Below are 22,101 nucleotides of genomic sequence, written 5' to 3'. Positions count from 1 at the left end.
CGCATGCCCTCCGATTGGCCGGACGACAAAAGGTGCTAAGAGGGCCAGATGCCGAACCGTGTCTACCTCGACTGGAATGCGACCACGCCGCTGCGCCCCGAGGCGCGAGCGGCGATGGTCGCAGCCTTCGACCTGGTCGGCAATCCATCCTCGGTCCATGCCGAGGGGCGGGAATCGCGGCGGCTGGTCGAAGAAGCCCGCGCGACACTCGCCGCCGCGGTGGGGGCGCAGCCGCGCAACGTCGTCTTCACCTCCGCTGGAACCGAGGCCAATGCGCTGGCGCTCTCGCCGGGTTTGCGGGGGCCCTCCGGCGCACCTGTAGAGCGGCTGCTGGTCTCGGCGGTTGAGCACGCCTCGGTGCTGGCCGGCGGCCGGTTCCCGGCGGACAAGATCGGGCTGATCCAGGTCACGCGCTCCGGCGTGGTCGACCTCGATCATTTGGAGGCGCTGCTGAAGGACGGTTCGCCCGCCCTGGTCTCGATCATGGCCGCCAACAACGAGACCGGTGCCCTTCAGCCCGTCACGGAGGCTGCAAGGATCGTCCACGAGGCCGTCGGCTTGCTCCATGTCGATGCGATCCAGGCGCTGGGCAAAATGCCATTTGATATCAACACGGTAGGCGCCGACCTTGCCACCTTTTCTGCGCACAAGATTGGCGGGCCCAAGGGGGTCGGCGCATTGGTGATGAGCGAAGGAATCGGCGGGCTGGAGCCGGTGCTGCGGGGCGGGGGGCAGGAGCTCAACCGCCGGGCCGGAACCGAGAACGTAGCCGGGATCGCCGCCTTTGGGGCCGCGGTGAAGGCTGCGCTTCAGGCTCTGCCGGAGGATGTGAAGCATATGGCAAGTCTCAGAGATCGCTTGGAAAATGGCCTTCGCGAGGTTCCCGGGACGACCGTTTTTGCGAAAGACGTGGCGCGGTTGCCGAATACCGTCCTTTTCACCGCACTCGGCTTGAAGGCCGAAACCGCCGTGATCGGCTTCGATCTGGAAGGCATCGCGGTCTCCTCCGGCTCCGCCTGTTCCTCCGGAAAGGTCCAGCCGTCTCACGTCCTGGCCGCGATGGGCTATGATCCCGCGGTGGCCCAGGGAGCGGTGCGTCTCAGTCTGGGCTGGTCCACGGAACCGGCGGACATCAATAGGGCGTTAGAGGCTTGGCGAAAGCTTGGTAATACCCTACTTAAGGGCTAAGCGACGAAACACGGCTCGAACGGTTCTAAGCCCGTGCTTTCCGCAGAGAAATATCGTAATACTCGTCCGAGTTTGATCCACCGCGGTCCTTGAAACCGCGAGCGGAGGATGGAATGCCAGCCGTACAAGAGACGGTCGAGCGCGTGAAGCGCATCGACGTCGACCAGTATCGTTATGGGTTTGAAACCCTGATCGACTCCGAGAAGGCCCCCAAGGGGCTGTCGGAAGAGATCGTAAAGTTCATCTCACAGAAGAAGAACGAGCCCGCCTGGATGCTGCAGTGGCGGCTGGAGGCCTATCGCCGCTGGTTGACCATGACGGAGCCGACCTGGGCCCGTGTCGACTATCCCAAGATCGACTTCCAGGACCTCTATTACTACGCGGCGCCGAAGCCGAAGAAGACGGTCTCCTCGCTCGATGAGATCGATCCGGAGATCCTGAAGACCTACGAGAAGCTTGGCATTCCCTTGCGGGAAGTCGCCATGCTCGAAGGCGTCGAGCCGAAGCCCGGCGAGGAGGATCCCGCGCGCCGCAAGATCGCGGTCGATGCTGTCTTCGACTCGGTCTCGGTTGCGACCACGTTCAAGGCCGAGCTGAAGAAGGCCGGCGTGATCTTCATGCCGATCTCGGAAGCCATCCGCGAGCATCCCGAACTGGTGCAGAAGTATCTCGGCTCGGTGGTTCCGACCTCGGACAATTTCTACGCGACGCTGAACTCGGCGGTGTTCTCCGACGGCTCGTTCGTCTACGTGCCGCCGGGCGTGCGCTGCCCGATGGAGCTGTCGACCTATTTCCGCATCAACGAGCGCAACACCGGCCAGTTCGAGCGCACCCTGATCATCGCCGACAAGGGCTCCTACGTCTCCTATCTCGAAGGCTGCACCGCGCCGCAGCGCGACGAGAACCAGCTGCATGCCGCCGTGGTCGAGCTCGTCGCCCTCGACGACGCCGAGATCAAATATTCGACGGTGCAGAACTGGTATCCCGGCAATTCCGAAGGCAAGGGCGGCATCTACAATTTCGTCACCAAGCGTGGCGACTGCCGGGGCGCTAACTCGAAGATTTCCTGGACCCAGGTCGAGACGGGTTCGGCGATCACCTGGAAATATCCGAGCTGCATTCTGCGCGGCGACAATTCCCGTGGTGAATTCTACTCGATCGCGATCTCGAACGGCTATCAGCAGGTCGATAGCGGCACCAAGATGATCCATCTCGGCAAGAACACGTCGAGCCGGATCATCTCCAAGGGCATCGCCGCCGGCAAGTCGCAGAACACCTATCGCGGTCTCGTCACAGCGCATCGCAAGGCGACTGGCGCGCGCAACTTCACCGCCTGCGACTCGCTCCTGATCGGCGACAAATGCGGTGCGCACACCGTGCCGTACATCGAGGCGAAGAACTCGTCCGCGACGTTCGAGCACGAGGCGACGACCTCGAAGATCTCCGAGGACGTGCTGTTCTACTGCATCCAGCGCGGGCTCAGCCAGGAAGAAGCGGTTGGCCTCGTCGTCAACGGCTTCGTCAAGGACGTGCTGCAGCAGCTGCCGATGGAATTCGCGGTGGAAGCGCAGAAGCTGATCTCGATCTCGCTCGAAGGATCGGTCGGCTAGCTCGGACCTCATCCTGAGGAGGCTGCGCAAGCGGCCGTCTCGAAGGATGGATACCAGAAAGATTGGTGGCCTCAATCCTTCGAGACGCGCCTGCGGCGCTCCCTGGGATGAGGGGATAGATGGAAAAACATTATGGCTTTGCTTGAAGTGAAAGACCTCAAGGTTCGTGTCGAGGAGCGTGAGATCCTCCACGGGCTGACGCTGACCGTGAACGAGGGCGAGGTGCACGCGATCATGGGGCCGAACGGCTCCGGCAAGTCGACGCTCTCCCACGTCATCGCCGGCAAGCCCGGCTATGAGGTCACCGACGGCCAGATCCTGTTCAGGGGCGAGGACCTCCTGGAAATGGAGCCGGACGAGCGCGCCGCGAAGGGTGTGTTCTTGGCGTTCCAGTATCCGGTCGAGATCCCCGGCGTCACCACCATGAATTTCCTGCGCACGGCGCTGAACGCGCAGCGCAAGGCGCGCGGCGAGAGCGAACTGATGGTGCCTGACTTCCTGAAGAAGGTCCGCGAAGTCTCGAAGTCGCTGAACATCCCGCAGGACATGCTCAAGCGCGGCGTCAATGTCGGCTTCTCCGGCGGCGAGAAGAAGCGCAACGAGGTGCTGCAGATGGCGCTGTTCGAGCCGAGCCTGTGCATCCTCGACGAGATGGATTCGGGCCTCGACATCGACGCGCTGCGCATCGCGGCCGACGGCGTCAACGCACTGCGCTCGCCGGGGCGCGCGATGGTCGTCATCACCCATTATCAGCGGCTGCTGAACTACATCGTGCCGGACGTCGTGCACGTGATGTCCAGGGGGCGCGTCGTGAAGAGCGGCGGCAAGGAGCTGGCGCTGGAGCTGGAAGCCTCCGGCTATGCCCAGTTCGAGGATGCCGCGTAAGGAATTTTTAAGATGAACGTTGCTGTGGCAAAGACCGGGAGCGGCCGCGCGGTGAGCGATCTCTTCGCCAGCGCCGAAGGCCGCCTGCCGGGTTCGCCTGATGTGGCAGCAGTGCGCCGCGAGGCGTTCGAGACCTATGAGCGTCTCGGTCTGCCGCACCGCCGGATCGAGGAATGGAAATACACCGACCTGCGCGCGCTAGTCGGCGAGGTGCTGCCGCTGGCCGCCGTGCCCGATGCGACCGCGCTGAAGCGCGCCGCGGACGCGGTCAAGGCGCATGCGATCGCGGGCGCCCGCAAGCTGGTGCTGGTCGACGGCGTGTTCGCGGCTGAGCTTTCAGACGTGAAGGCGCTTGCGTCCGAGGTCGGCTTCAAGACTCTGCGCGAGACGCTGGATAAGGATGCCGGTCTCCTCAAGACCGCGTCCACCGATGCCGTGATCGCGGTCAACGCGGCGCTGGCGACCGACGGCGTGGTGCTGTCGATCGCGGATGGAACGCAGCTCTCTGCGCCGGTCCAGATCATCCATGTTGCGATCGCCGCATCGGCCTCGGCTTTCACCCGCTCGCAGGTGGCGATCGGGAAGGGCGCCCGCGCCACCATCATCGAAAGCTTCGTCGCCGCCGGCGCTGCAGCCTACCAGGTCAACGACGCCGTCATCGTCTCAATCGGTGACGACGCCGACGTCGCGCATATCCGCCTGATGGACGATGCGGCCGATGCGGTGAACATCACCTCGCAGTTCGTTACCGTCGGCGCCAACACCAAGCTGAACGTCTTCAACATGACCAGCGGCGCTGCGGTCAGCCGCTTGCAGGGCTTCATTACGCTGGCGGGCGAGGGCAGCGAGCTCTCGGTCAACGGCGTCAACCTGTTGAAGAAGACCGAGCACGGCGACACCACACTGGTGGTCGACCATGCCGTGCCGAACTGCGTCAGCCGCGAGATCTTCCGTGCGGTGATCGACGACCGCGCCCATTCGGTGTTCCAGGGCCGCATCATCGTCCGTCCCGACGCGCAGAAGACCGACGGCAAGATGATGACGCGCGCGCTGCTGCTCTCGGACGAGGCCGAGGCCGACAACAAGCCCGAGCTCGAGATTTTTGCCGACGACGTCTCCTGCGGCCACGGCGCCACCGCCGGCGCGCTCGACGACAGCCTGCTGTTCTATCTTAAGGCCCGTGGCCTGCCGGAGAAGCAGGCCCAGGCGCTGCTGATCCAGGCTTTTGTCGGCGAGGCGATCGAGCAGATCGCCGATGATACTTTGCGCGAGCACGTGATCGGCATCGCCGAGCGCTGGCTGGAGCGGCGGTCATGAGCATGCATCCGGCAGTCAAGAACGGCGCCTATGACGTTACGCGCGTGCGCCAGGATTTTCCGGCGCTCGCCATGCAGGTCTACGGCAAGCCGCTCGTCTATCTCGACAACGCCGCCTCGGCGCAGAAGCCGAGTGCTGTGCTCGACCGCATGACGCAGGCCTATAGGTCCGAATACGCCAATGTGCATCGCGGCCTGCACTACCTCGCCAATGCCGCGACCGAAGCCTATGAGGGCGGCCGCACCAAGGTGGCGCAGTTCATCAACGCGGCGCGCACCGAAGAAGTGATTTTCACCCGCAATGCGACCGAGGCGATCAACCTGGTCGCGTCTTCGTGGGGTGGTCCGAATATCGGAGAAGGCGACGAGATCGTCATCTCGATCATGGAGCACCACTCCAACATCGTGCCGTGGCATTTCCTGAGGGAACGCCAGGGTGCGGTGATCAAATGGGCACCGGTCGACGATGAGGGCAATTTCCTCGTCGACGAGTTCGAGAAGCTGCTGACGTCGAAGACCAAGCTGGTCGCGATCACGCAGATGTCGAACGCGCTCGGCACCATCGTGCCGGTCAAGGACGTCGTCAGGATCGCCCATGCCCGCGGCATTCCGGTGCTGGTCGACGGCAGCCAGGGCGCCGTGCATCTGCCGGTCGACGTCCAGGATATCGGCTGCGACTTCTACGTCTTCACTGGTCACAAGGTCTATGGTCCGACCGGCATCGGCGTGCTCTGGGCCAAGTACGACCACCTCGTCGCGATGCGCCCCTTCAACGGCGGCGGCGAGATGATCCGCGAGGTCTCGCGCGACGTCGTCACCTACGGCGATCCACCGCACAAGTTCGAGGCGGGCACGCCGGCGATCGTGGAGGCCGTCGGCCTTGGCGCCGCCATCGACTACGTCAACTCGATCGGCAAGGAACGCATCGCCGCCTACGAGGCCGACCTCACCGCCTACGCCCAGGAGCGCCTGCGCGAGATCAACTCGCTGCGGCTGATCGGCACGGCGCGGGGCAAGGGCCCCGTGATCTCCTTCGAGCTCAAGGGCGCGCACGCCCACGATGTCGCCACCGTGATCGACCGCCAGGGCATCGCGGTGCGCGCCGGCACCCATTGCGTCATGCCGCTTTTAGAGCGGTTCAACGTGACGGCGACATGCCGGGCCTCGTTCGGCATGTATAATACGCGGGAAGAAGTCGATCATCTGGCACAGGCGCTGCTGAAGGCGCGGGATTTGTTTGCATGAGTGACACGGCCGAAATCAAAGCCAATCCGATGGAGACCCATTCGGCATTGCCGCCGGAGGAGACCGAGCGGCTGACCCGCGAGATCATCGCCGGGCTCAAGACCGTGTTCGACCCGGAAATCCCGGCCGACATCTACGAACTCGGCCTGATCTACAAGGTCGAGATCAAGGACGACCGCTCCGTCGACGTGCAGATGACGCTGACGACGCCGAACTGTCCGGCCGCCGGCGAGCTGCCGACCATGGTCGAGAACGCGGTCGCGAGCGTGCCCGGCGTCGGCGTGGTCGACGTCAAGGTTGTCTGGGAGCCGCCGTGGTCGCCGGAACGCATGAGCGACGAGGCCCGCCTCGTGCTGAACATGTGGTGACGCCCTCGGGCCGCATTGAATTCGCTCCGCAACGGACCACATAGACAACATGACCCAGATTTCGTCAGGCTCGACACCAGCATCCACTCCGAAGCCGCGGCGGCCGCGCCCGCAGGTGATGCGGCTGACGGATGCCGCTGCCCAGCGCATCACCGAGCTGACCCAGCGTGCGGACTCGGAGATCGTGGGCTTGCGCGTCGGCGTGAAGAACGGCGGCTGCGCCGGCCAGTCCTACACGGTCGAATACGCCCACGACATCCGCCCGACCGACGAGGTCGTCGAGGACAAGGGCGTCAAGATCCTGGTCGATCCCAAGGCCGTGCTGTTCCTGCTCGGCACCGAGATGGACTACAAGGCCGACAAGATGCAGGCCCAGTTCGTCTTCAACAATCCCAACCAGGTCTCCGCCTGCGGTTGCGGCGAATCGGTCGAGCTGCGGCCGGCAAAGATCGACGGGTAGACTCTCCAGCGTCACTGCGAGGAGCCCGCGACAAGATTGCGAGCAGTTTTGCGCTGGCGACAAAATAATCCAGCCTGCCTCCGCGGCGGAAGTCTGGATTGCTTCGCTTCGCTCGCAATGACGGAAATGCTATGAAGGCTCACTTGCTTGCGCAGGGAAGCCTCCGATGGACCGCGAATTCCTGATCGACCTGTTCGCCGATTTCGGCCCGGTCACCATCCGGAAAATGTTCTCCGGCTACGGCATCTCCGCCGACGGCGTCAATTTCGCGCTGTCGCTGCGCGCCGGCCTGTTTTTTCGCGCCGACGAGACGACCATTCCCGACTTCGAGGCCGAAGGCTCGAAGCCGTTCCAGTATTCGACCCGCGCCAAGACCGTGGTTGTGAATTCCTACTGGGAGCTGCCGGCGCGCCTGTTCGACGATTCCGCCGAGCTTGCGCAATGGGCGAGGGCGGCGCTCACTGCCGCCCAGCGCGCCAAGGTGAAGAAGCGACCGAAGGCGAAGAAGGCGGCGGCGAAGAAGCTCCTTGCAAAGAAGCGACCGGCCAAGAAAACAGCGCGTAAGGCGGGTCGCCGTAGCTCATAAAGCGACGGCTGAATCGCGCGCATTACCGAGGCGGAGGTCTCGCTCTCAGGTCGCGGTCATTCCGGGGCGCGGGTATCGCCGCGGGCCCGGAATCCATAACCACCATCGGGAGTATGGACTCCGGGCTCGCGCCAAGAGGCGCGCCCCGGAATGACGGCGGTGAATTGATTTAGCCTACGCCACGCGGCTGTGGCTCTCGATCGCGAATTCCGGATCGGCTTCGCAGATCACCCGGTTGCGGCCGTTGCGCTTGGCGGCGTAGAGGCAGGCGTCGGCGCGCTCGATCAGCGCGTCGGTGTCGTCGCCCTCCCTGAGCATGGAAACGCCGACGGAGATGGTGACGCGGCCGAGGATCTCGCCGGTCGATTTCTTCTTCAATTCCTTCGCCATCACGGCGCGGCGAATGTGATCGGCCACCGTCAGTGCCTGGCGCATCGCGGTATTGGGAAGAACGACCGCGAATTCCTCGCCGCCGTAGCGCGCCGTGATGTCCTGGCCCTTGATGGTCTGCTTCAGCGAAAGGCCGACGAGCCGCAGCACCTGGTCGCCGGTGAGATGGCCGTAGGAATCGTTGAACGACTTGAAGTGATCGATGTCGAACAGCAGCAGCGACAGGGGCTCGCCCGAGACGAGCGCGCTCTGCACCGCCATGCCGATCATGCGGTCGAAATATTTGCGATTTCCCAGGCCCGTAAGCGGATCGGTCAGGCTCTCGGCGCGGATCGCCTCCAGGCTCTGCTGGAGATTGCTGATCTCGTTCTTCGACAGCGTCAGCCGGTCCTCCAGCGCCTTGTTGGTCTCGCGCATCTCGCTGGTGGAGCGCAGCAGCGCCTCGACGATCGCCTTGACCTGGTCGCGGTTCTCGGCCGACGACAGTTTCTCGGTCGCATCCGACAGACTGGTATCGTAGGCCCCGGTCATGCCGAGCGCCTCGCCCAACACCTTCACCACGTCGTCGATCTCGCCGACGACGCGCGCGCCGACCTTGTCGATGCGGTCGGTGGTCTTGATGTGGGAGAGATAGGTCTCGTAGATCTGCTCGAGATCGGCCTCGGTCAGCTTGCCGCTGCGCGCCAGCGTCTCATTGATGATCTTGTTGAGCGGTGCGTTGTAGCCGGTGGCGTAGACGTACCAGATCTCGTAATTGCGGGGAATGGCCGTCTGTCGAAGCGATCGGATCTGACCGAGCGCCACCTCGGCGAACGCCAGCGTGCGTTCGTGTTCGTCGAGCACCTTGATCACTGAACATCCCCACAGCGGCCGACGCGCCATCGACCGCAGCAATCCTTAAATTATGTTCGTAGGCTAACGGACGATCGTGAACGCCCCGTAAATATACGTTTTACGGGGCATCCAGAAAATTGCAGATCGAGGATTTTCAACCGAAATCTGGCGCGCCAGCGCGCTTCACGCGCCGGCGGGGGAGCGCACCGGCCGCAGAAGAAACGCCGGCAGATGCGAGTGATCGCCCGGCTCGCTGTCGATCTCACGCTGGCGGCGCGGCTCGGGACGGCCGATCGAGGGCACATGCGACGGATTCGCTTGCGGGCGAGCACCATTGCGGGGCTCGGATGATTGCCTGGCTTCGCGCGGAGGCCGTGCCTCGCGTGCCGGCCTCGCCTCGGGAGCCGCCCGTGCCTCGCCACGCGCCTCGCGCGGCTCGTGGCTGCGTTCGCGGTCATGACCGCGCCGCTCGCCGCGCTGCGGCTTGCCGCGTCCGCCGCGTGAACGCTCGCGGCCGCGCTGCTCGCGCGGACGCTCGCCTTGTTCGCTCGCTTCGGCGTGGACGTCATAGTCGCCTTCGGCGCGCGGAATGCTCTGGCCGATCAGCTTCTCGATCGCGGCCATCGACTTCTGGTCGAGCGGTGTCACGATCGAGATCGCGGTGCCGGTTCGGCCGGCGCGGCCGGTGCGGCCGATGCGGTGGACGTAATCGTCGGCGTGGTGGGGAACGTCGAAATTGAAGACGTGGCTGACCTCGGGAATGTCGAGGCCGCGGGCGGCGACGTCGGAGGCGACAAGGAGGGGCAGCTCACCCTTGCGGAACTGGTCGAGCGCGGCCATGCGGGCCGGCTGGTCCATGTCGCCATGCAGGGCACCGACGCTGAAGCCGTGCTTCTGCAGCGATTTGTGAACGATCGCGACCTCGCGCTTGCGATTGCAGAAGATGATCGCGTTCTTGAGATCCTTGGCCTCGCGCAGCAAACGGCGGAGCAATTCGCGCTTCTCGTGCGCCTCGCGGCCGGCGGGCACCTGGGCTTGCGTCACGGTGACGGCGGTCGTGGCGGGCTTGGAGACTTCCACCTTCTGCGGATTGTGCAGGAAAGCTTCGGTGATGCGCCGGATTTCCGGCGGCATTGTCGCGGTGAAGAACAGGGTCTGCCGCGTGAAGGGAACGAGCTTGCAGATGCGCTCGATGTCGGGGATGAAGCCCATGTCCAGCATGCGGTCGGCTTCGTCGATGACGAGCAGCTCGACGCCGGTGAGCAACAGGCCGCCGCGCTCAGTGTGGTCGAGCAGGCGGCCGGGGGTGGCGATCAGCACGTCGACACCGCGCATCAGCTTGGCATCCTGGTCGCCGAAGGAGACGCCGCCGATCAGGAGGGCGACGTTGAGCTTCTGGCCGGCGCCGTAGCGGTCGAAATTTTCCTTCACCTGGGCCGCGAGCTCGCGGGTCGGCTCGAGGATCAGCGTGCGCGGCATGCGCGCCCGGGCGCGGCCCTTTTCGAGGATGGTGAGCATCGGCAGCACGAAGGCCGCGGTCTTGCCGGTGCCGGTCTGGGCGATGCCGAGCACGTCCTTGCGTGCGAGGACGTGGGGGATCGCCTGTTCCTGAATGGGGGTGGGGGTGGTGTAACCGGTGGCCGCCACTGCGGCGAGGACTTTTTCGGACAGTCCGAGATCTGAAAAGGACATTGAGCCTCTGGTCGAAACCGCCGTTCGGAATCGAGGGTAATAAGGCTGTCGCGTTCCACCCCGAAACGGCGCGCTCTCGAAGAAGCTGGGGGTGCTGACTCACGCGGACAAAGCGCAAGGCTCAGGAATCGCTCGTCGATCTGAGCCGCGTCGACCCGGAACATAGGGGGGAATCAGCCAAAGTCAATGGAGCGGGCGCGGGAAGAGCCTAAAAAGCCTGAGGTTTTTGCCCAAATCACGGGCGCGGCTGGGGTTTTCCCCCGAGCCCCCTCCGCCTGGCCGCAACCGCCAACACGGCAGCTAACGCCCGTCCGAGCCTTTGGCCCGGAAATCACCTGGGGCCATGCCATAGGCGGCGTTGAACACCCGGTAATAGGTCGCCAGGCTCTCGAAGCCGCACGACGACGCGATGTCGGCGATCAGCCGTTCCGGCGCCTCGCGCAGCAGGCGGCGGCTCTGTTTCAGGCGCTCGTCGGTCACCGTCTGGGAAAAGCTCTTCTCTGCCATCTCGAACAGTATGTGCAGGTGACGAACGGAGACGCCGAGCAGGTCGGCCACCATGGCCGGCGCAAGATTGGGGTCCTGAAGGTGGCGCGCGATCAGCCGCTGGGACTGCGAGAGGCGGGCGGTCCGCAGTGCCTGCTGTCCCCGCCGGCTGCCGGGCCGCACGACGCCGCGCTCGATCAGCGCCAGATGGGCCAACGCCTGGACCAAGGACGCCTGGACGGCAGAGGCCGTATCGTCCGTGGCGATTTCGTTGAGATCGGCAAAGCAGGCCGCGAGCAGGGGCACCAGGGCCGGATCGTTGAAGGTCCGGGGCGCTAGATCGCGCATGCGCTTGTCCTGCACCGGGATGTGGCTCACGGGGATCTTGAGGATCCGCAGGTGGAAGCCCCCGGTGCCCAGCGGGGCGGTGCGGTACGGCAGGTCGGTATGGCTGGTGGCGAAGCTGCCATTGGCAATGGCAAAGTCGCTTGCGCGCATGCCGCCGAACCAGCCGCCGCTGCCGAGCTGTTCGTAGACGCAGATCGCCTCACCCGGGGCAGAGGCGATGTCCGACGCGCTGCGCTCGACCGCGTAGGGCGAGGCCTTCAGCTCGACGAGGCCGGCGCCGCCCAGCTTACGCAGCGAGAATTCGCCGAAGAAGTCCGCGCGCCGCTCGCGCGCGAGCTCGGCGGTGACACCGAACAACCCCTTCGCGCGCACCTCGCGCCAATAGTCGAAGCGATCCTTCGGGTCGACCTCGTCCGTACACCAGTGCAACACGGCAGCCCCTCGCTTCCGGCGAAATTGTCCAAAAGGAAACAGATTCCAGCGGAATCGGCCATAGTCGGATCGTGCAATCGGAGCCCCGGGGTCCTTGAACCGTCGTCAGGTCTGGGCCGACTATCACACAGCGGCAGGGGGTCCCATGAACTGCCGTTCGAAGATCGGCGGCAGGGCCGGTTCTGCAACGGGAAATTTTGCGATGACGCGTCGGCTTTTCAGAATTCTGGCGGCCCTTGGCCTCGCGGCGGGCCTGAGCGGTTTCGCAGCGCCCGCCTGTGCCGAGAAGCGCGTCGCGCTCGTCGTCGGCAACAACGACTACAAGAACGTGCCGAAGCTGCTCAAGGCGGTCAACGACGCCCGCACCATGGGCGACACGCTGAAGCAGCTCGGCTTCTCGGTGATGGTCGCCGAGAACCAGAGCCGGCAGCAATTCTCCGAGACGCTGCTCGCCTTCGACAAGGCCATCGAGCCGGGCGACACCGCGTTCTTCTTCTATGCCGGCCACGGCTTCGAGATCGCGGGCCAGAACTATCTGCTGCCGACCGACGTGCCGGCGGCGACCGAAGGGCAGGAGGAATTGGTGCGCGACGCCTCGATCCTGGCCGATCGCATCGTCGAGCGGCTTCAGAACAAGAAGGCGCGGACCTCGATCCTGGTGTTCGATGCCTGCCGCAACAATCCGTTCGAGCGCAAGGGCACCCGTGCGGTTGCCGGCGCCGGCGGTCTCGCACCGATGACCCAGCTGCCCGAGGGCGTGTTCTCGGTGTTCTCCGCAGGTCCCCGCCAGACCGCGCTCGATCGGCTCTCCAATGACGACGCTAATCCAAACTCAGTGTTTACGCGCACCTTCGCCAAGGAACTGCTCAAGCCCGGCGAGAATCTGGTGCAGGTGGCGCAGCGTACCCGCCGTGCCGTCAGCGAGCTCGCCGACACCGTGAAGCACAGGCAGGTGCCGGTCTATTTCGACCAGATGGTCGACGATGTCTTCCTCAGCGGCCTCGCCAAGGACACCGCCGCGCGTTCGGACGATCCGCCGCCCACGAAGCTTGCGGCGCTACCGCCGGTGTCGGTGCCGCAGATGCCCAAGGAGGAGACCCTCAACGCGCCGATCGCGAGCTTCTCGCGTCACAATGGCGGCTGGAGCGTGACCTTCTCTTTCGCCGATCCGACGCTCGGCATTTCCTGGCGCATTGCCGGCACGGGCGATTTCCGCGAGACCGGGTTCATCGACACGCTCGATCCGCGCACCCGCAAGCGGATGCCGAACCCGTCGATCGAGCTGCCGCCGGATGCGCAGGCTGGCACCATCGAGGTCCGTTATGTCGATCAGTCCGGCGACATGCAGGGCCCGTTCCCGATCAGGTTCGATCCCGAGGCCGCGCTGATCCGCGACCAGCGCAAGATCCTCGACATGACCTCGACGAGCTGGCTGTCGTTCCGCGAGTTCAACGGGCTGCTCGTCTACTACACCCATCTCGTCTCCTACCGCTGCGCCATCCGCGAGGTACGCATCGGCATCGACAGCGCCGTGCCCAACCAGGTGCTGAAGATGCCGCCCTGCGACATGCGCGACCCCAGCGCGGTCAGCGCCGGCATGCCGCTCTACATGAAGCTCGCGCCAAGCACGAAATCCATCTCGGTGGAGCTGACCTATCGCGACGGCAGCGTGTCGGAGATCAAGAGCTTCAGGAGCGCGAACCGGAGTAATAATTGATGCGCTGTTCGATTGTGACGGATGATCTCGCGCAGCGGCCGAACTTAAATCGGACAAGCCAAGGTGAAAGTGCTAGAGCCGGGAATGACAAAATTCCTTATTGTCGCGCTCCTGACGACGCTTCCGGTTCTGGCTCAAACGAATCCAGTTCCAACAGCCCCACCTCTCACTGATCGCGAACGCGTCCAAGCGGACCGCGCGAAGGTCGCCGAGGATGAGAAGGGGGCTCCGGCCACGCGACCATGGGATCGCGACGCCGATGGCAAGCGGCCGTGGGACCGCAAGTCGCCAAAGTCCTGAGACGAGAAGCTAGCTTCCCCCGCGGAAGGAACAACTCCTGCCGGGCTGGATTGTCTGCCAAACCAGGGAGACGATCCATGATCCGTAAATCCATCCTCGTCACGATCGCTTGTGCTGCGCTTTCGACGGCTGCCGTTGCTCAAGGAGGCGGTGGTAGTGGTGGCGCGGGCGGCGGTGGCGCAGGTGCAGGTGCTGCAGCAGGTACGGGTACAGGCGGGGCCAGCGGCGGATCTGCGGCCTCATCGGGTGCCGGAATAGGGACGTCATCCAGCAGTGCCAATTCCGGGCCGTCGGCTCCCTCCGGCATGGGAACGCAGGGCACCACCACAGGCGCCAACATCAACACCAATAACAGCCCGACCAATCCCAATGTTCAAGCGCCGACTGCCGCCGGCAAGTCGCCAACGGCAGCTCAGGCCGAGCGAAACATGGGTGCCGGGCGTGCTCCGAATGGGGTGCCGATCGGCAGTCCGGGGTCCGGGACCAGCAACGAGGATCAGAAATAGTCGAACGCGATCGTCACGGAAGGCCCGCACGAAGCGGGCCTTTCATTTGGCGCCGGTCTGCTGCTCCCAACCGGCATTGATCCAACTGCGCCCTGCATAATTAGGACTGTTTTTGACCTGAATCGCGCTAGTATCGGCGGACATCTCTTCATCGATACTCACCTCGCGGTTCGCGTCTGCAGTGACACCCAACCCACAATCTGACAGGACCATGAAAGTCCGCTGCTGCATCGTCGGCGGGGGACCTGCCGGCATGATGCTCGGCTACCTTCTGGGACGCGCCGGCATCGACGTTGTGGTGCTGGAGAAGCATGCGGATTTCTTCCGCGACTTCCGCGGCGATACCGTACATCCGTCGACGCTTGAAGTGATGGATGAGCTCGGCCTGATCGACGGCTTCCTGAAGCTGCCGCACCAGCGCCTGCAGAAGATGGACGGCCTGTTCGGCGGCACGCCGGTGCGCATTGCCGATCTCAGCCGGCTCCACACTAAATACCCCTTCATCGCCTTCATGCCGCAATGGGACTTCTTGAATTTTCTGCGCGAGGCCGGTCGCCGCTTTCCCTCGCTCGAGGTGATGATGAGCACGGAGGCGATCGAACTGATCCGCCGCGGCGAGACGATCGCCGGCGTGCGGGCGAAGACGCCTGAAGGCATCATCGACATCGAAGCCGATCTCACCATCGCCTGCGACGGCCGGCATTCGACGGTGCGCGAGCGCGCCGGCCTTAGCGTCGAGGAGATCGGCGCGCCGATGGACGTGCTGTGGTTTCGCGCCGGCCGCAAACCCGACGAAACCGAGAACGTGTTCGCGCGGGTCGAGCCCGGCAAGATGATGATCACCTTCGACCGCGGCGAATATTGGCAGTGCGCCTATGTCATCGCCAAGGGACAGTGCGATGCGGTGAAGGCGAGGGGACTTTCGGCGCTGCTCGACGACGTCGTGCGCATGGCGCCGATCCTTCGCTCCGGCATCGCCGAGGTGAAGAGCTTCGACGACGTCAAGCTGCTCACCGTCGCGATCAACCGCCTGACGCGCTGGACGCAGCCAGGCCTGTTGTGCATCGGCGATGCCGCCCATGCGATGTCGCCAATCGGCGGCGTCGGCGTCAATCTCGCCGTCCAGGATGCGGTTGCGACCGCGAACCTCCTGGCGGACAAGCTGCAGCATGGCTGCCCGTCCGAGCACGAGCTCGATGCCATCAGGCGCCGTCGCGCGTTCCCGGTGAAGATGACGCAAGCTATGCAGGTGGTCGTGCAGAACAACATCATCAGTGGCGCCTTGCAGGGCGGCGACCGGCTACTGAAGGTGCCGCTGGTCGTGCGCCTCATCACCGCGCTGCCATGGCTGCAGGGCATTCCGGCGCGCCTGCTTGCGCTCGGCGTGCGGCCCGAGCACGTGCATTCGCGCGCCGTACCGCAATCCTAGCGTAGGACTTCAGTAGGGATAACGCGGCGTGCATTCGCGCGCGATGCGTTGCACGCTTGCAACATCGCCATCGGATTCACGGCGCGATGCGGGCCCAACCGCCACGTTAACCGTGTTGATTTCAATTTTAGTAAGAGCCGTCTGTGACCGTGCGTCCATCAAGGACACGGGGTGTACCATGCGTAATAAGTTGATTGCCGCCTTTGCCTGCACGACGGCTCTGGTTTCGACCGGTGCGGCCTCCGCCGCCGATCTCGGTGCGCGTTACACGAAGGCGCCCGCCTATGTCGAGCCGCTGTTCAACTGGACCGGCTTCTATGTCGGCGGCCACATCGGTGGCGCATGGACCAACCAGCAGTTCATCAACAACGGCACCGGCGCGGCGTTCGGCGATCTGCTGCCGGGAGAGGGCTATCGCCAGCGCAACGCGGGCGTCATGGGCGGCGCGCAGATCGGCTACAATTGGCAGGCCAACAATTACGTGTTCGGCGTGGAAGGCACGATTTCGGGTCTCGACAACAAGGGCTCGTTCACGAACACCGTGTTTGGCGCCGCGGATGACGTGTTCTCCTGGCGTACCAACGTGCTCGCGACCGTGGTCGGGCGCGCCGGCTTCGCCGTGCAGAATAACCTGTTCTATTTCAAGGGCGGCTATGCCGGCGCGAACAACCGCCTCTCGGTCACCGACACCGTCGGTGTGGCGACGGGCTCGGGCGGACAAACCCATTGGGCCAACGGCTGGACCGTCGGCGCCGGCTGGGAATACGGCGTCACCCGCAACTGGATCGTCGGCCTCGAATACAATTACGCGGCGTTCACCAGCCAGACCTATCAGCTCGGCGGCACCTCCGGAAACTACACCTTCGATGCCAAGCCGCGCGACATCCAATGGGCCGTGGTGCGCGCGAGCTACAAGTTCGACGCACCCACCATTGCCCGCTACTGAGCACGTCGACGCAACGCGACCAACGATCAAGAAAAGCACTGCTCAATTCAAAAGCCCCGGCGTCGTCCGGGGCTTCTTTTTTGCGTTGTTGGATGGCGGGCAGGCCGGCTTCAGGCCATCACCGAGAATCCGCCGTCGACCGGGATCGCCGTACCCGTGACGAAATTCGACGCGGGCGATGCCAGGAACACGGCGATGCCGGCGAAGTCGTCGATGTCGCCCCAGCGTCCGGCAGGCGTGCGCGCCAGCACGCGTTCGTGCAGCCCCGAGACCTGCTGTCGCGCGCCGCGGGTGAGATCGGTGTCGATCCAGCCCGGCAGGATGGCGTTGACCTGGATGTTGTCCGGCGCCCAGGCATTGGCGCAGGCGCGCGTATACTGCACGATGCCGCCCTTGCTGGCCGCATAGGCGGTCGCGAAGCTCGCGCCGAAGATCGACATCATCGAGCCGATGTTGATCACCTTGCCGTTGCCGGACGCCTTCAGCGCCGGATAGGCCAGCTTCGAGCACACGAAGGCGCTGGTGAGGTTGGTGTCGATCACCTTGTTCCACTCGTCGAGCTCGAGCTCGTGCGGCGGCTTGCGGATGCTCATGCCGGCATTGTTGACGAGGACGTCGATGCGGCCGAGCTCCTTGACGACACGGTCGATCATGGCTGCGACTGCCGCCTTGTCGGTCACGTCGGTGGCCACAGTGATCGCCTTCACGCCGCGCTGCCTGAGATCGGCCACGGCGGCGGCGGACTTGCTCTCGTTGCGTCCGACCACGGCGATATCGGCGCCGGCATCGGCGAGGCCGCGCGCCATGCCGAGCCCGATGCCGCCATTGCCTCCCGTGACGATCGCGACCTTGCCGCGGAGATCGAACCGGCTGGATGTCATGCTTGGATTCCCTGGTTTCTTCTATTGGTTGCTCTGCCAGATCAGCACCAGCCCGAACCCGGCCATGGCTGCGCCATAGCCGGCCCAGTGCAGCTGGTTGACCATGAAGCTCGATCGCGGCCACGGAACCGTGCCCGTGCCCTGTCCGATCCAGAGCAGCCCGAGAGCGGTTGCAAACAGGCCTGCCACCAGCAGAAGTCTGCGCATGCCTTCCTCCCATCGGTCCGCTTCTGTCGCGCTCCACGGCATCAACGAGTGCCGCAGCCACGAAAACTTGCCGACAGACTAGCCGTAGCTCTGGTACGGACACAATGGGCCGTGGCCGCAAGGACACTAGGCCCAAAACGAAAAAGCCCCGGCGATGCCGGGGCTTTGACGCTTGATCGTGAGATCGGATCAGTACTTCGCGACGACCGGGCCGGTCCAGTTGAAGCGATAGACCAGCGAGGTCGAGATCGTCTGGTTCCAGCTGTTGGCGCGGACGCTGTTGATGGTCGGGACGTCGGTGCCATCAAATCGAATGGCCTCGGTCTTGGTATCGTAGAAAGCCGAACGATACTCGGTCTTCATGAACCAGCCGGGCGAGGTGATGCCGAAGATGTTCAGGCTGTTCTCGACGCCGCCGCCGATGAACCAGCCGTGGCGGTCGTATCCGTTGAGATGGAGACCGACCGGAGTGCCACCCAGCGTCGTGAAGTTGGTGCGGCCGAAGTGAGCGCCGGAGTAACCGCCATTGACGTAGGAGAGAACGTTCGGAGCGACCAGCCAGCCGAGGCGCACGCCCGCAGCCCAAGAGGTCTCCAGCTTCTGGTTGCCGGTGATGCCGAAGGTCGGATCCTGGATGGTCGAACGGATGCTGCCGAACTGAGCGTCACCGAAGATACCGGCGACCCAGGTGCCGCTGAACTGCCAGTCGTAACCGGCGCCAACCGTGCCGAACCAGCCGGAGCCGCCCTGGCGCTGCGTGATCGTCAGCGGCGTACCGGTGCCGGTGTCGACAATGCTCTGGTCGGCATTGGAAAGGCCGCCGCCGCCGCCGCCGAAGATGTAGAAGCCGGTCCAGTTGGCGACGGGCGCCGGCATCGGGGCCTTCGCGTAGGGACGGGCGCCCAGGTCGGCAGCCGAGGCCGAGCCGGTCATCGCCGCGATCGCGGTCAGAGCGAGCAATGTCTTCTTCATTTTAAATCCCCAAACCTTGTCGGCGCGAGCGCACTGAAGTCGTGTCATCTGATGTCCGGACTATAGACGGTTCTCGCCGAAATGCTGTTGCCGGACAGGCACAGTCGCCGGAAAACGCCGGTGCGGGGGTATTTTGCGGCGGCGTCGCCTAGATCTATAAAAACTATTATATTTCAATGACTTGAGCGAATTTTTACGACTCGATTTTTAGTAAGGTTTCGTTAGCAAATTCGGTTTTGTCCGAGACGGAGGCAATCCTGCTCCCGGCCGCTGCATCCGCTGAGTCGCTGGCCGAGTCGCCGCGAGACGAAACCGGAAAGCAACGAAGATCCCGGCAGCACACAAGGCAAGCTGGTCCGAAACGGCGGCCGCTGCCCAAAAGACACAGCCCCGGCTTTAGGCCGGGGCTGTGGTGGCGTGTGGCCGGTCTGGTTGCCGCCTCAAACGTCCAGCAGCTCGTCGCTGGCAAACTCGGCCTTGTCCGAGATGAAGGCAAAGCGCGCCTCGGCCTTGGTGCCCATCAGCCGCTCGACCGAATCCGCCGTGGTGTCGCGGTCGTCGGCCAGCAGCACCACCTTGAGCAGCGTCCGCCTGGTTGGGTCCATGGTGGTCTCCTTGAGCTGCGCCGGCATCATCTCGCCGAGCCCTTTGAAGCGGTTCACCTCGACCTTGGCGTTCGCGTTGAACGCGCTCTTGAGCAGCGCCTCCTTGTGGGCGTCGTCGCGGGCGTAGACCGACTTGGAGCCGTGGGTCAGCTTGTAGAGCGGTGGCACCGCGAGGAAGAGATGGCCTTCGTCGATCAGCCGCGGCATCTGGCGGTAGAAGAAGGTGATCAGGAGCGAGGCGATGTGGGCGCCGTCGACGTCGGCGTCGGTCATGATGATGATGCGCTGATAGCGCAGATCCTCCTCGCGATATTGCGCGAGCGTGCCGCAGCCGATCGCCTGCACGAGGTCGGAGAGCTGCGCATTCGCCGTCAGCTTGTCCTTGCCGGCGGAGGCGACGTTGAGGATCTTGCCGCGCAGCGGCAGCACGGCCTGGGTCTTGCGGTCGCGCGCCTGCTTGGCGCTGCCGCCGGCCGAGTCGCCCTCGACGATGAACAGCTCCGAGCCCTCGGTGCCGGCATCGGTGCAGTCGGCGAGCTTGCCGGGCAGGCGCAGCTTCTTGCCGGCGGTCTTGCGCGCGGTCTCCTTCTCCTGCCGCCGCCGCAGCCGTTCCTCGGCGCGGTCGATGACGAAGTCGAGCAGCCGGTTGGCCATGTTCGGATTGCCCGACAGCCAATGGTCGAACGGGTCCTTCATCGCCTGCTCGACGATGCGTTGCGCTTCGGCGGTGGCGAGGCGATCCTTGGTCTGGCCCTGGAATTCGGGCTCGCGCACGAACACCGAAAGCATCACGGCGGCGCCCACCATCACGTCTTCCGAGGTGACGGAGGCGGCGCGCTTGCCCTGGCCGACGCGCTCGGCGTGATCCTTCAAGCCGCGCAGCAGCGCGCTGCGCAGGCCGGATTCGTGGGTGCCGCCGTCGGGCGTCGGCACGGTGTTGGTATAGGAGGAAAGGAAGCCGTCGGCATCCGCGGTCCAGGCCACCGCCCATTCGCAGGCGCCGTGCGCGCCGTTGCGTCCCGACTTGCCGGAGAAGATGTCCGGATGCACCAGCGTGTCGGCGTGGATCGCGGCAGCGAGATAGTCCTTGAGGCCGCCCGGGAAGTGGAACGTCGCTTCCGCCGGCACGTCCTCTACGCCTTTGAGCAGCTCGGGCGCGCAGTTCCAGCGGATCTCGACGCCGCCGAACAGGTAGGCCTTCGAGCGCGTCATCTTGAACAGGCGCTGCGGCTTGAACGCGGCCTTCTGCCCGAAGATGTCGGTGTCGGGCTTGAAGCGCACGCGCGTGCCGCGGCGGTTGTTGACCTTGCCGAGGTCCTCGAGCTTGCCCTTGGGATGGCCGCGCTCGAAGGTCATGCGGTAGAGCTTCTGGCTGCGCGCGACCTCGACTTCGAGACGCGAGGAGAGGGCGTTCACCACGGAGATGCCGACGCCGTGCAGACCGCCCGAGGTCTCGTAGACCTTGCTGTCGAACTTGCCGCCCGAATGCAGCGTGCACATGATGACTTCGAGCGCCGACTTCTTCGGGAATTTCGGATGCGGATCGATGGGGATGCCGCGGCCGTTGTCGGTGACGGTCAGGAAACCGTCCGCACTCAGCTCGACTCCAATGAAGGTCGCATGCCCGGCCAGCGCCTCGTCCATCGAGTTGTCGATGACTTCGGCGAACAGATGATGCAGCGCCTTCTCGTCGGTGCCGCCAATATACATGCCGGGCCGGCGCCGCACCGGTTCCAGCCCCTCGAGCACCTCGATGTCGGCTGCCGTGTAATCGGCTTCCCCGCCACTGCGCGGCGCCGCCTTGACGGCTGTGCGGGGCTTCGGCTCGTCACCGCCGAAGAAATCGTCTTTTGCTTTTGGCTTCAACTGTTTGGACATATATCTTGATGCGTTTTGAGGGCCGCAGAAGCGGCGAATCGGTTCAGCCGACTATGCCACTTCTGACTTGGAAAGGTTACCGTAGGGCGGGCCGGGCGCTGTGGGTTGGGAGCGAATCCGGGCGATTTTACGCCGCAGCCTCACCATTTCCCGGCAATTTGACGTGCCGGCTTGGTGATGTCTGGGTTTTGTGACTTGATGTCACACAAGTCCTTGGCTTACCAGTCCTTTTCATCGAGCAGCACCTTGAGACGGGGCGGGAAGGCTATTTTGGATGGAGCAGTTTGCGCACGCCCTTACTGACTTCGTGCGCGTTCACCAGGCTTGGGCAGCGCCAATCGTGTTCCTGCTGGCCTTCGGAGAGTCGCTCGCCTTCATCTCGCTGCTGGTCCCGGCCTGGGGCGCTCTGGTGGCAATCGGTGCGCTGATCGGGGTCAGCGGCATCAACTTTTTTCCGGTCTGGATTGCCGGCGCCCTCGGCGCGGCGCTGGGCGACTGGGTCTCCTACTGGTTCGGCTATCGCTATAAGGAGAAGGTCGCCGAGATGTGGCCGCTCTCGCGCTATCCGGGACTGCTGCCCAGAGGCGAGGCTTTCGTGCGCAGCTGGGGCGTCCCCAGCATCTTCATCGGGCGCTTCTTCGGACCCCTGCGCGCCTCGGTGCCGCTCGCGGCCGGCATCTTCGAGATGCCCTATTGGACCTTCCAGGCTGCAAACTTCGTCTCGGCCCTGATCTGGTCGGCCGTGCTCCTGCTGTTCGGCGACGTGCTCGCCAAGATCATGGAATGGATCTGGCGGGTGATCTGACCGGGCAACGGGGCC

Annotated in this window: 20 protein-coding genes; 12 read left to right on the top strand and 8 right to left on the bottom strand. The window is 64.4% G+C overall.

What is annotated here, in order from left to right; all coding sequences use genetic code 11:
- The first annotated feature begins 48 nt into the window (after positions 1-48).
- The 8 genes from I6F17_RS04355 to I6F17_RS04320 all read left to right on the top strand — a co-directional run bounded on the left by I6F17_RS04355 (position 49) and on the right by I6F17_RS04320 (position 7,658).
- A complete protein-coding gene (locus I6F17_RS04355; RefSeq protein ID WP_225130957.1) occupies positions 49-1,188 on the top strand; it encodes a cysteine desulfurase family protein in 1,140 nt (379 codons plus the stop codon).
- 113 nt (positions 1,189-1,301) lie between these two features.
- Positions 1,302-2,798: a Fe-S cluster assembly protein SufB gene (gene sufB / locus I6F17_RS04350; RefSeq protein WP_225130958.1), complete on the top strand. Its 1,497-nt coding sequence runs from the start codon at positions 1,302-1,304 to the stop codon at positions 2,796-2,798.
- A 132-nt stretch (positions 2,799-2,930) separates the two neighbouring features.
- Positions 2,931-3,683: a Fe-S cluster assembly ATPase SufC gene (gene sufC / locus I6F17_RS04345; protein WP_225130959.1), complete on the top strand. Its 753-nt coding sequence runs from the start codon at positions 2,931-2,933 to the stop codon at positions 3,681-3,683.
- Between the two features lie 12 nt (positions 3,684-3,695).
- Positions 3,696-5,000, top strand: coding sequence for a Fe-S cluster assembly protein SufD (gene sufD / locus I6F17_RS04340; protein ID WP_225130960.1), 1,305 nt, complete (start codon positions 3,696-3,698; stop codon positions 4,998-5,000).
- Positions 4,997-6,244, top strand: a complete 1,248-nt coding sequence (locus I6F17_RS04335) for a cysteine desulfurase (protein ID WP_225130961.1) — start codon at positions 4,997-4,999, stop codon at positions 6,242-6,244. Before sufD ends, I6F17_RS04335 begins: the two co-directional genes overlap by 4 nt.
- Positions 6,241-6,612: an SUF system Fe-S cluster assembly protein gene (locus I6F17_RS04330; RefSeq protein ID WP_018641712.1), complete on the top strand. Its 372-nt coding sequence runs from the start codon at positions 6,241-6,243 to the stop codon at positions 6,610-6,612. The genes I6F17_RS04335 and I6F17_RS04330 overlap by 4 nt, the downstream gene beginning before the upstream one ends.
- 49 nt (positions 6,613-6,661) lie before the next feature.
- Positions 6,662-7,072: an iron-sulfur cluster assembly accessory protein gene (locus I6F17_RS04325; RefSeq protein WP_074447904.1), complete on the top strand. Its 411-nt coding sequence runs from the start codon at positions 6,662-6,664 to the stop codon at positions 7,070-7,072.
- Positions 7,073-7,238: 166 nt separating this feature from the next.
- Positions 7,239-7,658 carry a TfoX/Sxy family protein gene (locus I6F17_RS04320; protein WP_036033562.1) on the top strand — a complete coding sequence of 140 codons (420 nt, stop codon included), beginning with the start codon at positions 7,239-7,241 and terminating at the stop codon, positions 7,656-7,658.
- A 174-nt stretch (positions 7,659-7,832) separates the two neighbouring features.
- Here the strand turns inward: I6F17_RS04320 and I6F17_RS04315 are convergent, their stop codons facing one another.
- The 3 genes from I6F17_RS04315 to I6F17_RS04305 form a co-directional block, all read right to left on the bottom strand.
- A complete protein-coding gene (locus I6F17_RS04315) occupies positions 7,833-8,900 on the bottom strand; it encodes a GGDEF domain-containing protein (protein WP_036033560.1) in 1,068 nt (355 codons plus the stop codon).
- 165 nt (positions 8,901-9,065) lie between these two features.
- A complete protein-coding gene (locus I6F17_RS04310) occupies positions 9,066-10,574 on the bottom strand; it encodes a DEAD/DEAH box helicase (protein WP_225190403.1) in 1,509 nt (502 codons plus the stop codon).
- Positions 10,575-10,874: 300 nt separating this feature from the next.
- Positions 10,875-11,840, bottom strand: a complete 966-nt coding sequence (locus tag I6F17_RS04305) for a helix-turn-helix domain-containing protein (protein WP_225130358.1) — start codon at positions 11,838-11,840, stop codon at positions 10,875-10,877.
- A 202-nt stretch (positions 11,841-12,042) separates the two neighbouring features.
- On the opposite strand from I6F17_RS04305, the gene I6F17_RS04300 reads away from it, so the two are divergent.
- On the top strand, positions 12,043-13,557 hold the full coding sequence (locus I6F17_RS04300; RefSeq protein WP_036033611.1) for a caspase family protein: 1,515 nt from the start codon (positions 12,043-12,045) through the stop codon (positions 13,555-13,557).
- An 848-nt stretch (positions 13,558-14,405) separates the two neighbouring features.
- Here I6F17_RS04300 and I6F17_RS04295 read toward each other — a convergent pair.
- A complete protein-coding gene (locus I6F17_RS04295; RefSeq protein WP_157785061.1) occupies positions 14,406-14,576 on the bottom strand; it encodes a hypothetical protein in 171 nt (56 codons plus the stop codon).
- On the opposite strand from I6F17_RS04295, the gene I6F17_RS04290 reads away from it, so the two are divergent.
- Complete coding sequence (locus I6F17_RS04290; RefSeq protein ID WP_081493631.1) at positions 14,575-15,792, top strand: FAD-dependent oxidoreductase; 1,218 nt, start codon at positions 14,575-14,577, stop codon at positions 15,790-15,792. The two genes, I6F17_RS04295 and I6F17_RS04290, sit on opposite strands and share 2 nt — an antisense overlap.
- 178 nt (positions 15,793-15,970) lie before the next feature.
- Entirely contained in the window at positions 15,971-16,738 is a 768-nt protein-coding gene (locus I6F17_RS04285; RefSeq protein ID WP_036033544.1) for an outer membrane beta-barrel protein, read from the top strand.
- Between the two features lie 110 nt (positions 16,739-16,848).
- Here I6F17_RS04285 and I6F17_RS04280 read toward each other — a convergent pair whose 3' ends face one another.
- The 4 genes from I6F17_RS04280 to parE all read right to left on the bottom strand — a co-directional run bounded on the left by I6F17_RS04280 (position 16,849) and on the right by parE (position 21,281).
- A complete protein-coding gene (locus I6F17_RS04280; protein WP_036033541.1) occupies positions 16,849-17,619 on the bottom strand; it encodes a glucose 1-dehydrogenase in 771 nt (256 codons plus the stop codon).
- A gap of 21 nt (positions 17,620-17,640) precedes the next feature.
- Positions 17,641-17,826, bottom strand: coding sequence for a hypothetical protein (locus I6F17_RS04275; protein WP_036033547.1), 186 nt, complete (start codon positions 17,824-17,826; stop codon positions 17,641-17,643).
- Positions 17,827-18,015: 189 nt separating this feature from the next.
- Positions 18,016-18,798 carry a porin family protein gene (locus tag I6F17_RS04270; protein WP_225130360.1) on the bottom strand — a complete coding sequence of 261 codons (783 nt, stop codon included), beginning with the start codon at positions 18,796-18,798 and terminating at the stop codon, positions 18,016-18,018.
- A gap of 440 nt (positions 18,799-19,238) precedes the next feature.
- On the bottom strand, positions 19,239-21,281 hold the full coding sequence (gene parE, locus I6F17_RS04265) for a DNA topoisomerase IV subunit B (RefSeq protein ID WP_225130362.1): 2,043 nt from the start codon (positions 21,279-21,281) through the stop codon (positions 19,239-19,241).
- 274 nt (positions 21,282-21,555) lie between these two features.
- On the opposite strand from parE, the gene I6F17_RS04260 reads away from it, so the two are divergent.
- Positions 21,556-22,086 (top strand): DedA family protein, encoded by a 531-nt coding sequence (locus tag I6F17_RS04260; protein ID WP_036033525.1) that lies wholly within the window; start codon positions 21,556-21,558, stop codon positions 22,084-22,086.
- The last annotated feature ends 15 nt before the right edge of the window (positions 22,087-22,101 follow it).

The sequence above is a fragment of the Bradyrhizobium sp. NBAIM18 genome, assembly GCF_020193825.1.
GTDB lineage: Bacteria > Pseudomonadota > Alphaproteobacteria > Rhizobiales > Xanthobacteraceae > Bradyrhizobium > Bradyrhizobium yuanmingense.
The sequence above is the reverse complement of the archived record's forward strand: the minus strand, read 5'-3'. Positions and strand labels throughout refer to the sequence as shown.

Bases quoted from the DNA above. Each gene is read 5' to 3' on its own strand.
- I6F17_RS04285 (WP_036033544.1), top strand. From the start codon at position 15,971: ATGCGTAATAAGTTGATTGCCGCCTTTGCCTGCACGACGGCTCTGGTT.
- I6F17_RS04275 (WP_036033547.1), bottom strand. From the start codon at position 17,826: ATGCGCAGACTTCTGCTGGTGGCAGGCCTGTTTGCAACCGCTCTCGGG.
- I6F17_RS04325 (WP_074447904.1), top strand. From the start codon at position 6,662: ATGACCCAGATTTCGTCAGGCTCGACACCAGCATCCACTCCGAAGCCG.
- I6F17_RS04335 (WP_225130961.1), top strand. From the start codon at position 4,997: ATGAGCATGCATCCGGCAGTCAAGAACGGCGCCTATGACGTTACGCGC.
- I6F17_RS04355 (WP_225130957.1), top strand. From the start codon at position 49: ATGCCGAACCGTGTCTACCTCGACTGGAATGCGACCACGCCGCTGCGC.
- I6F17_RS04330 (WP_018641712.1), top strand. From the start codon at position 6,241: ATGAGTGACACGGCCGAAATCAAAGCCAATCCGATGGAGACCCATTCG.
- sufB (WP_225130958.1), top strand. From the start codon at position 1,302: ATGCCAGCCGTACAAGAGACGGTCGAGCGCGTGAAGCGCATCGACGTC.
- I6F17_RS04280 (WP_036033541.1), bottom strand. From the start codon at position 17,619: ATGACATCCAGCCGGTTCGATCTCCGCGGCAAGGTCGCGATCGTCACG.
- I6F17_RS04320 (WP_036033562.1), top strand. From the start codon at position 7,239: ATGGACCGCGAATTCCTGATCGACCTGTTCGCCGATTTCGGCCCGGTC.
- I6F17_RS04300 (WP_036033611.1), top strand. From the start codon at position 12,043: ATGACGCGTCGGCTTTTCAGAATTCTGGCGGCCCTTGGCCTCGCGGCG.
- I6F17_RS04260 (WP_036033525.1), top strand. From the start codon at position 21,556: ATGGAGCAGTTTGCGCACGCCCTTACTGACTTCGTGCGCGTTCACCAG.
- parE (WP_225130362.1), bottom strand. From the start codon at position 21,281: ATGTCCAAACAGTTGAAGCCAAAAGCAAAAGACGATTTCTTCGGCGGT.
- I6F17_RS04310 (WP_225190403.1), bottom strand. From the start codon at position 10,574: ATGTCCTTTTCAGATCTCGGACTGTCCGAAAAAGTCCTCGCCGCAGTG.
- I6F17_RS04290 (WP_081493631.1), top strand. From the start codon at position 14,575: ATGAAAGTCCGCTGCTGCATCGTCGGCGGGGGACCTGCCGGCATGATG.
- sufD (WP_225130960.1), top strand. From the start codon at position 3,696: ATGAACGTTGCTGTGGCAAAGACCGGGAGCGGCCGCGCGGTGAGCGAT.
- sufC (WP_225130959.1), top strand. From the start codon at position 2,931: ATGGCTTTGCTTGAAGTGAAAGACCTCAAGGTTCGTGTCGAGGAGCGT.
- I6F17_RS04295 (WP_157785061.1), bottom strand. From the start codon at position 14,576: ATGGTCCTGTCAGATTGTGGGTTGGGTGTCACTGCAGACGCGAACCGC.
- I6F17_RS04270 (WP_225130360.1), bottom strand. From the start codon at position 18,798: ATGAAGAAGACATTGCTCGCTCTGACCGCGATCGCGGCGATGACCGGC.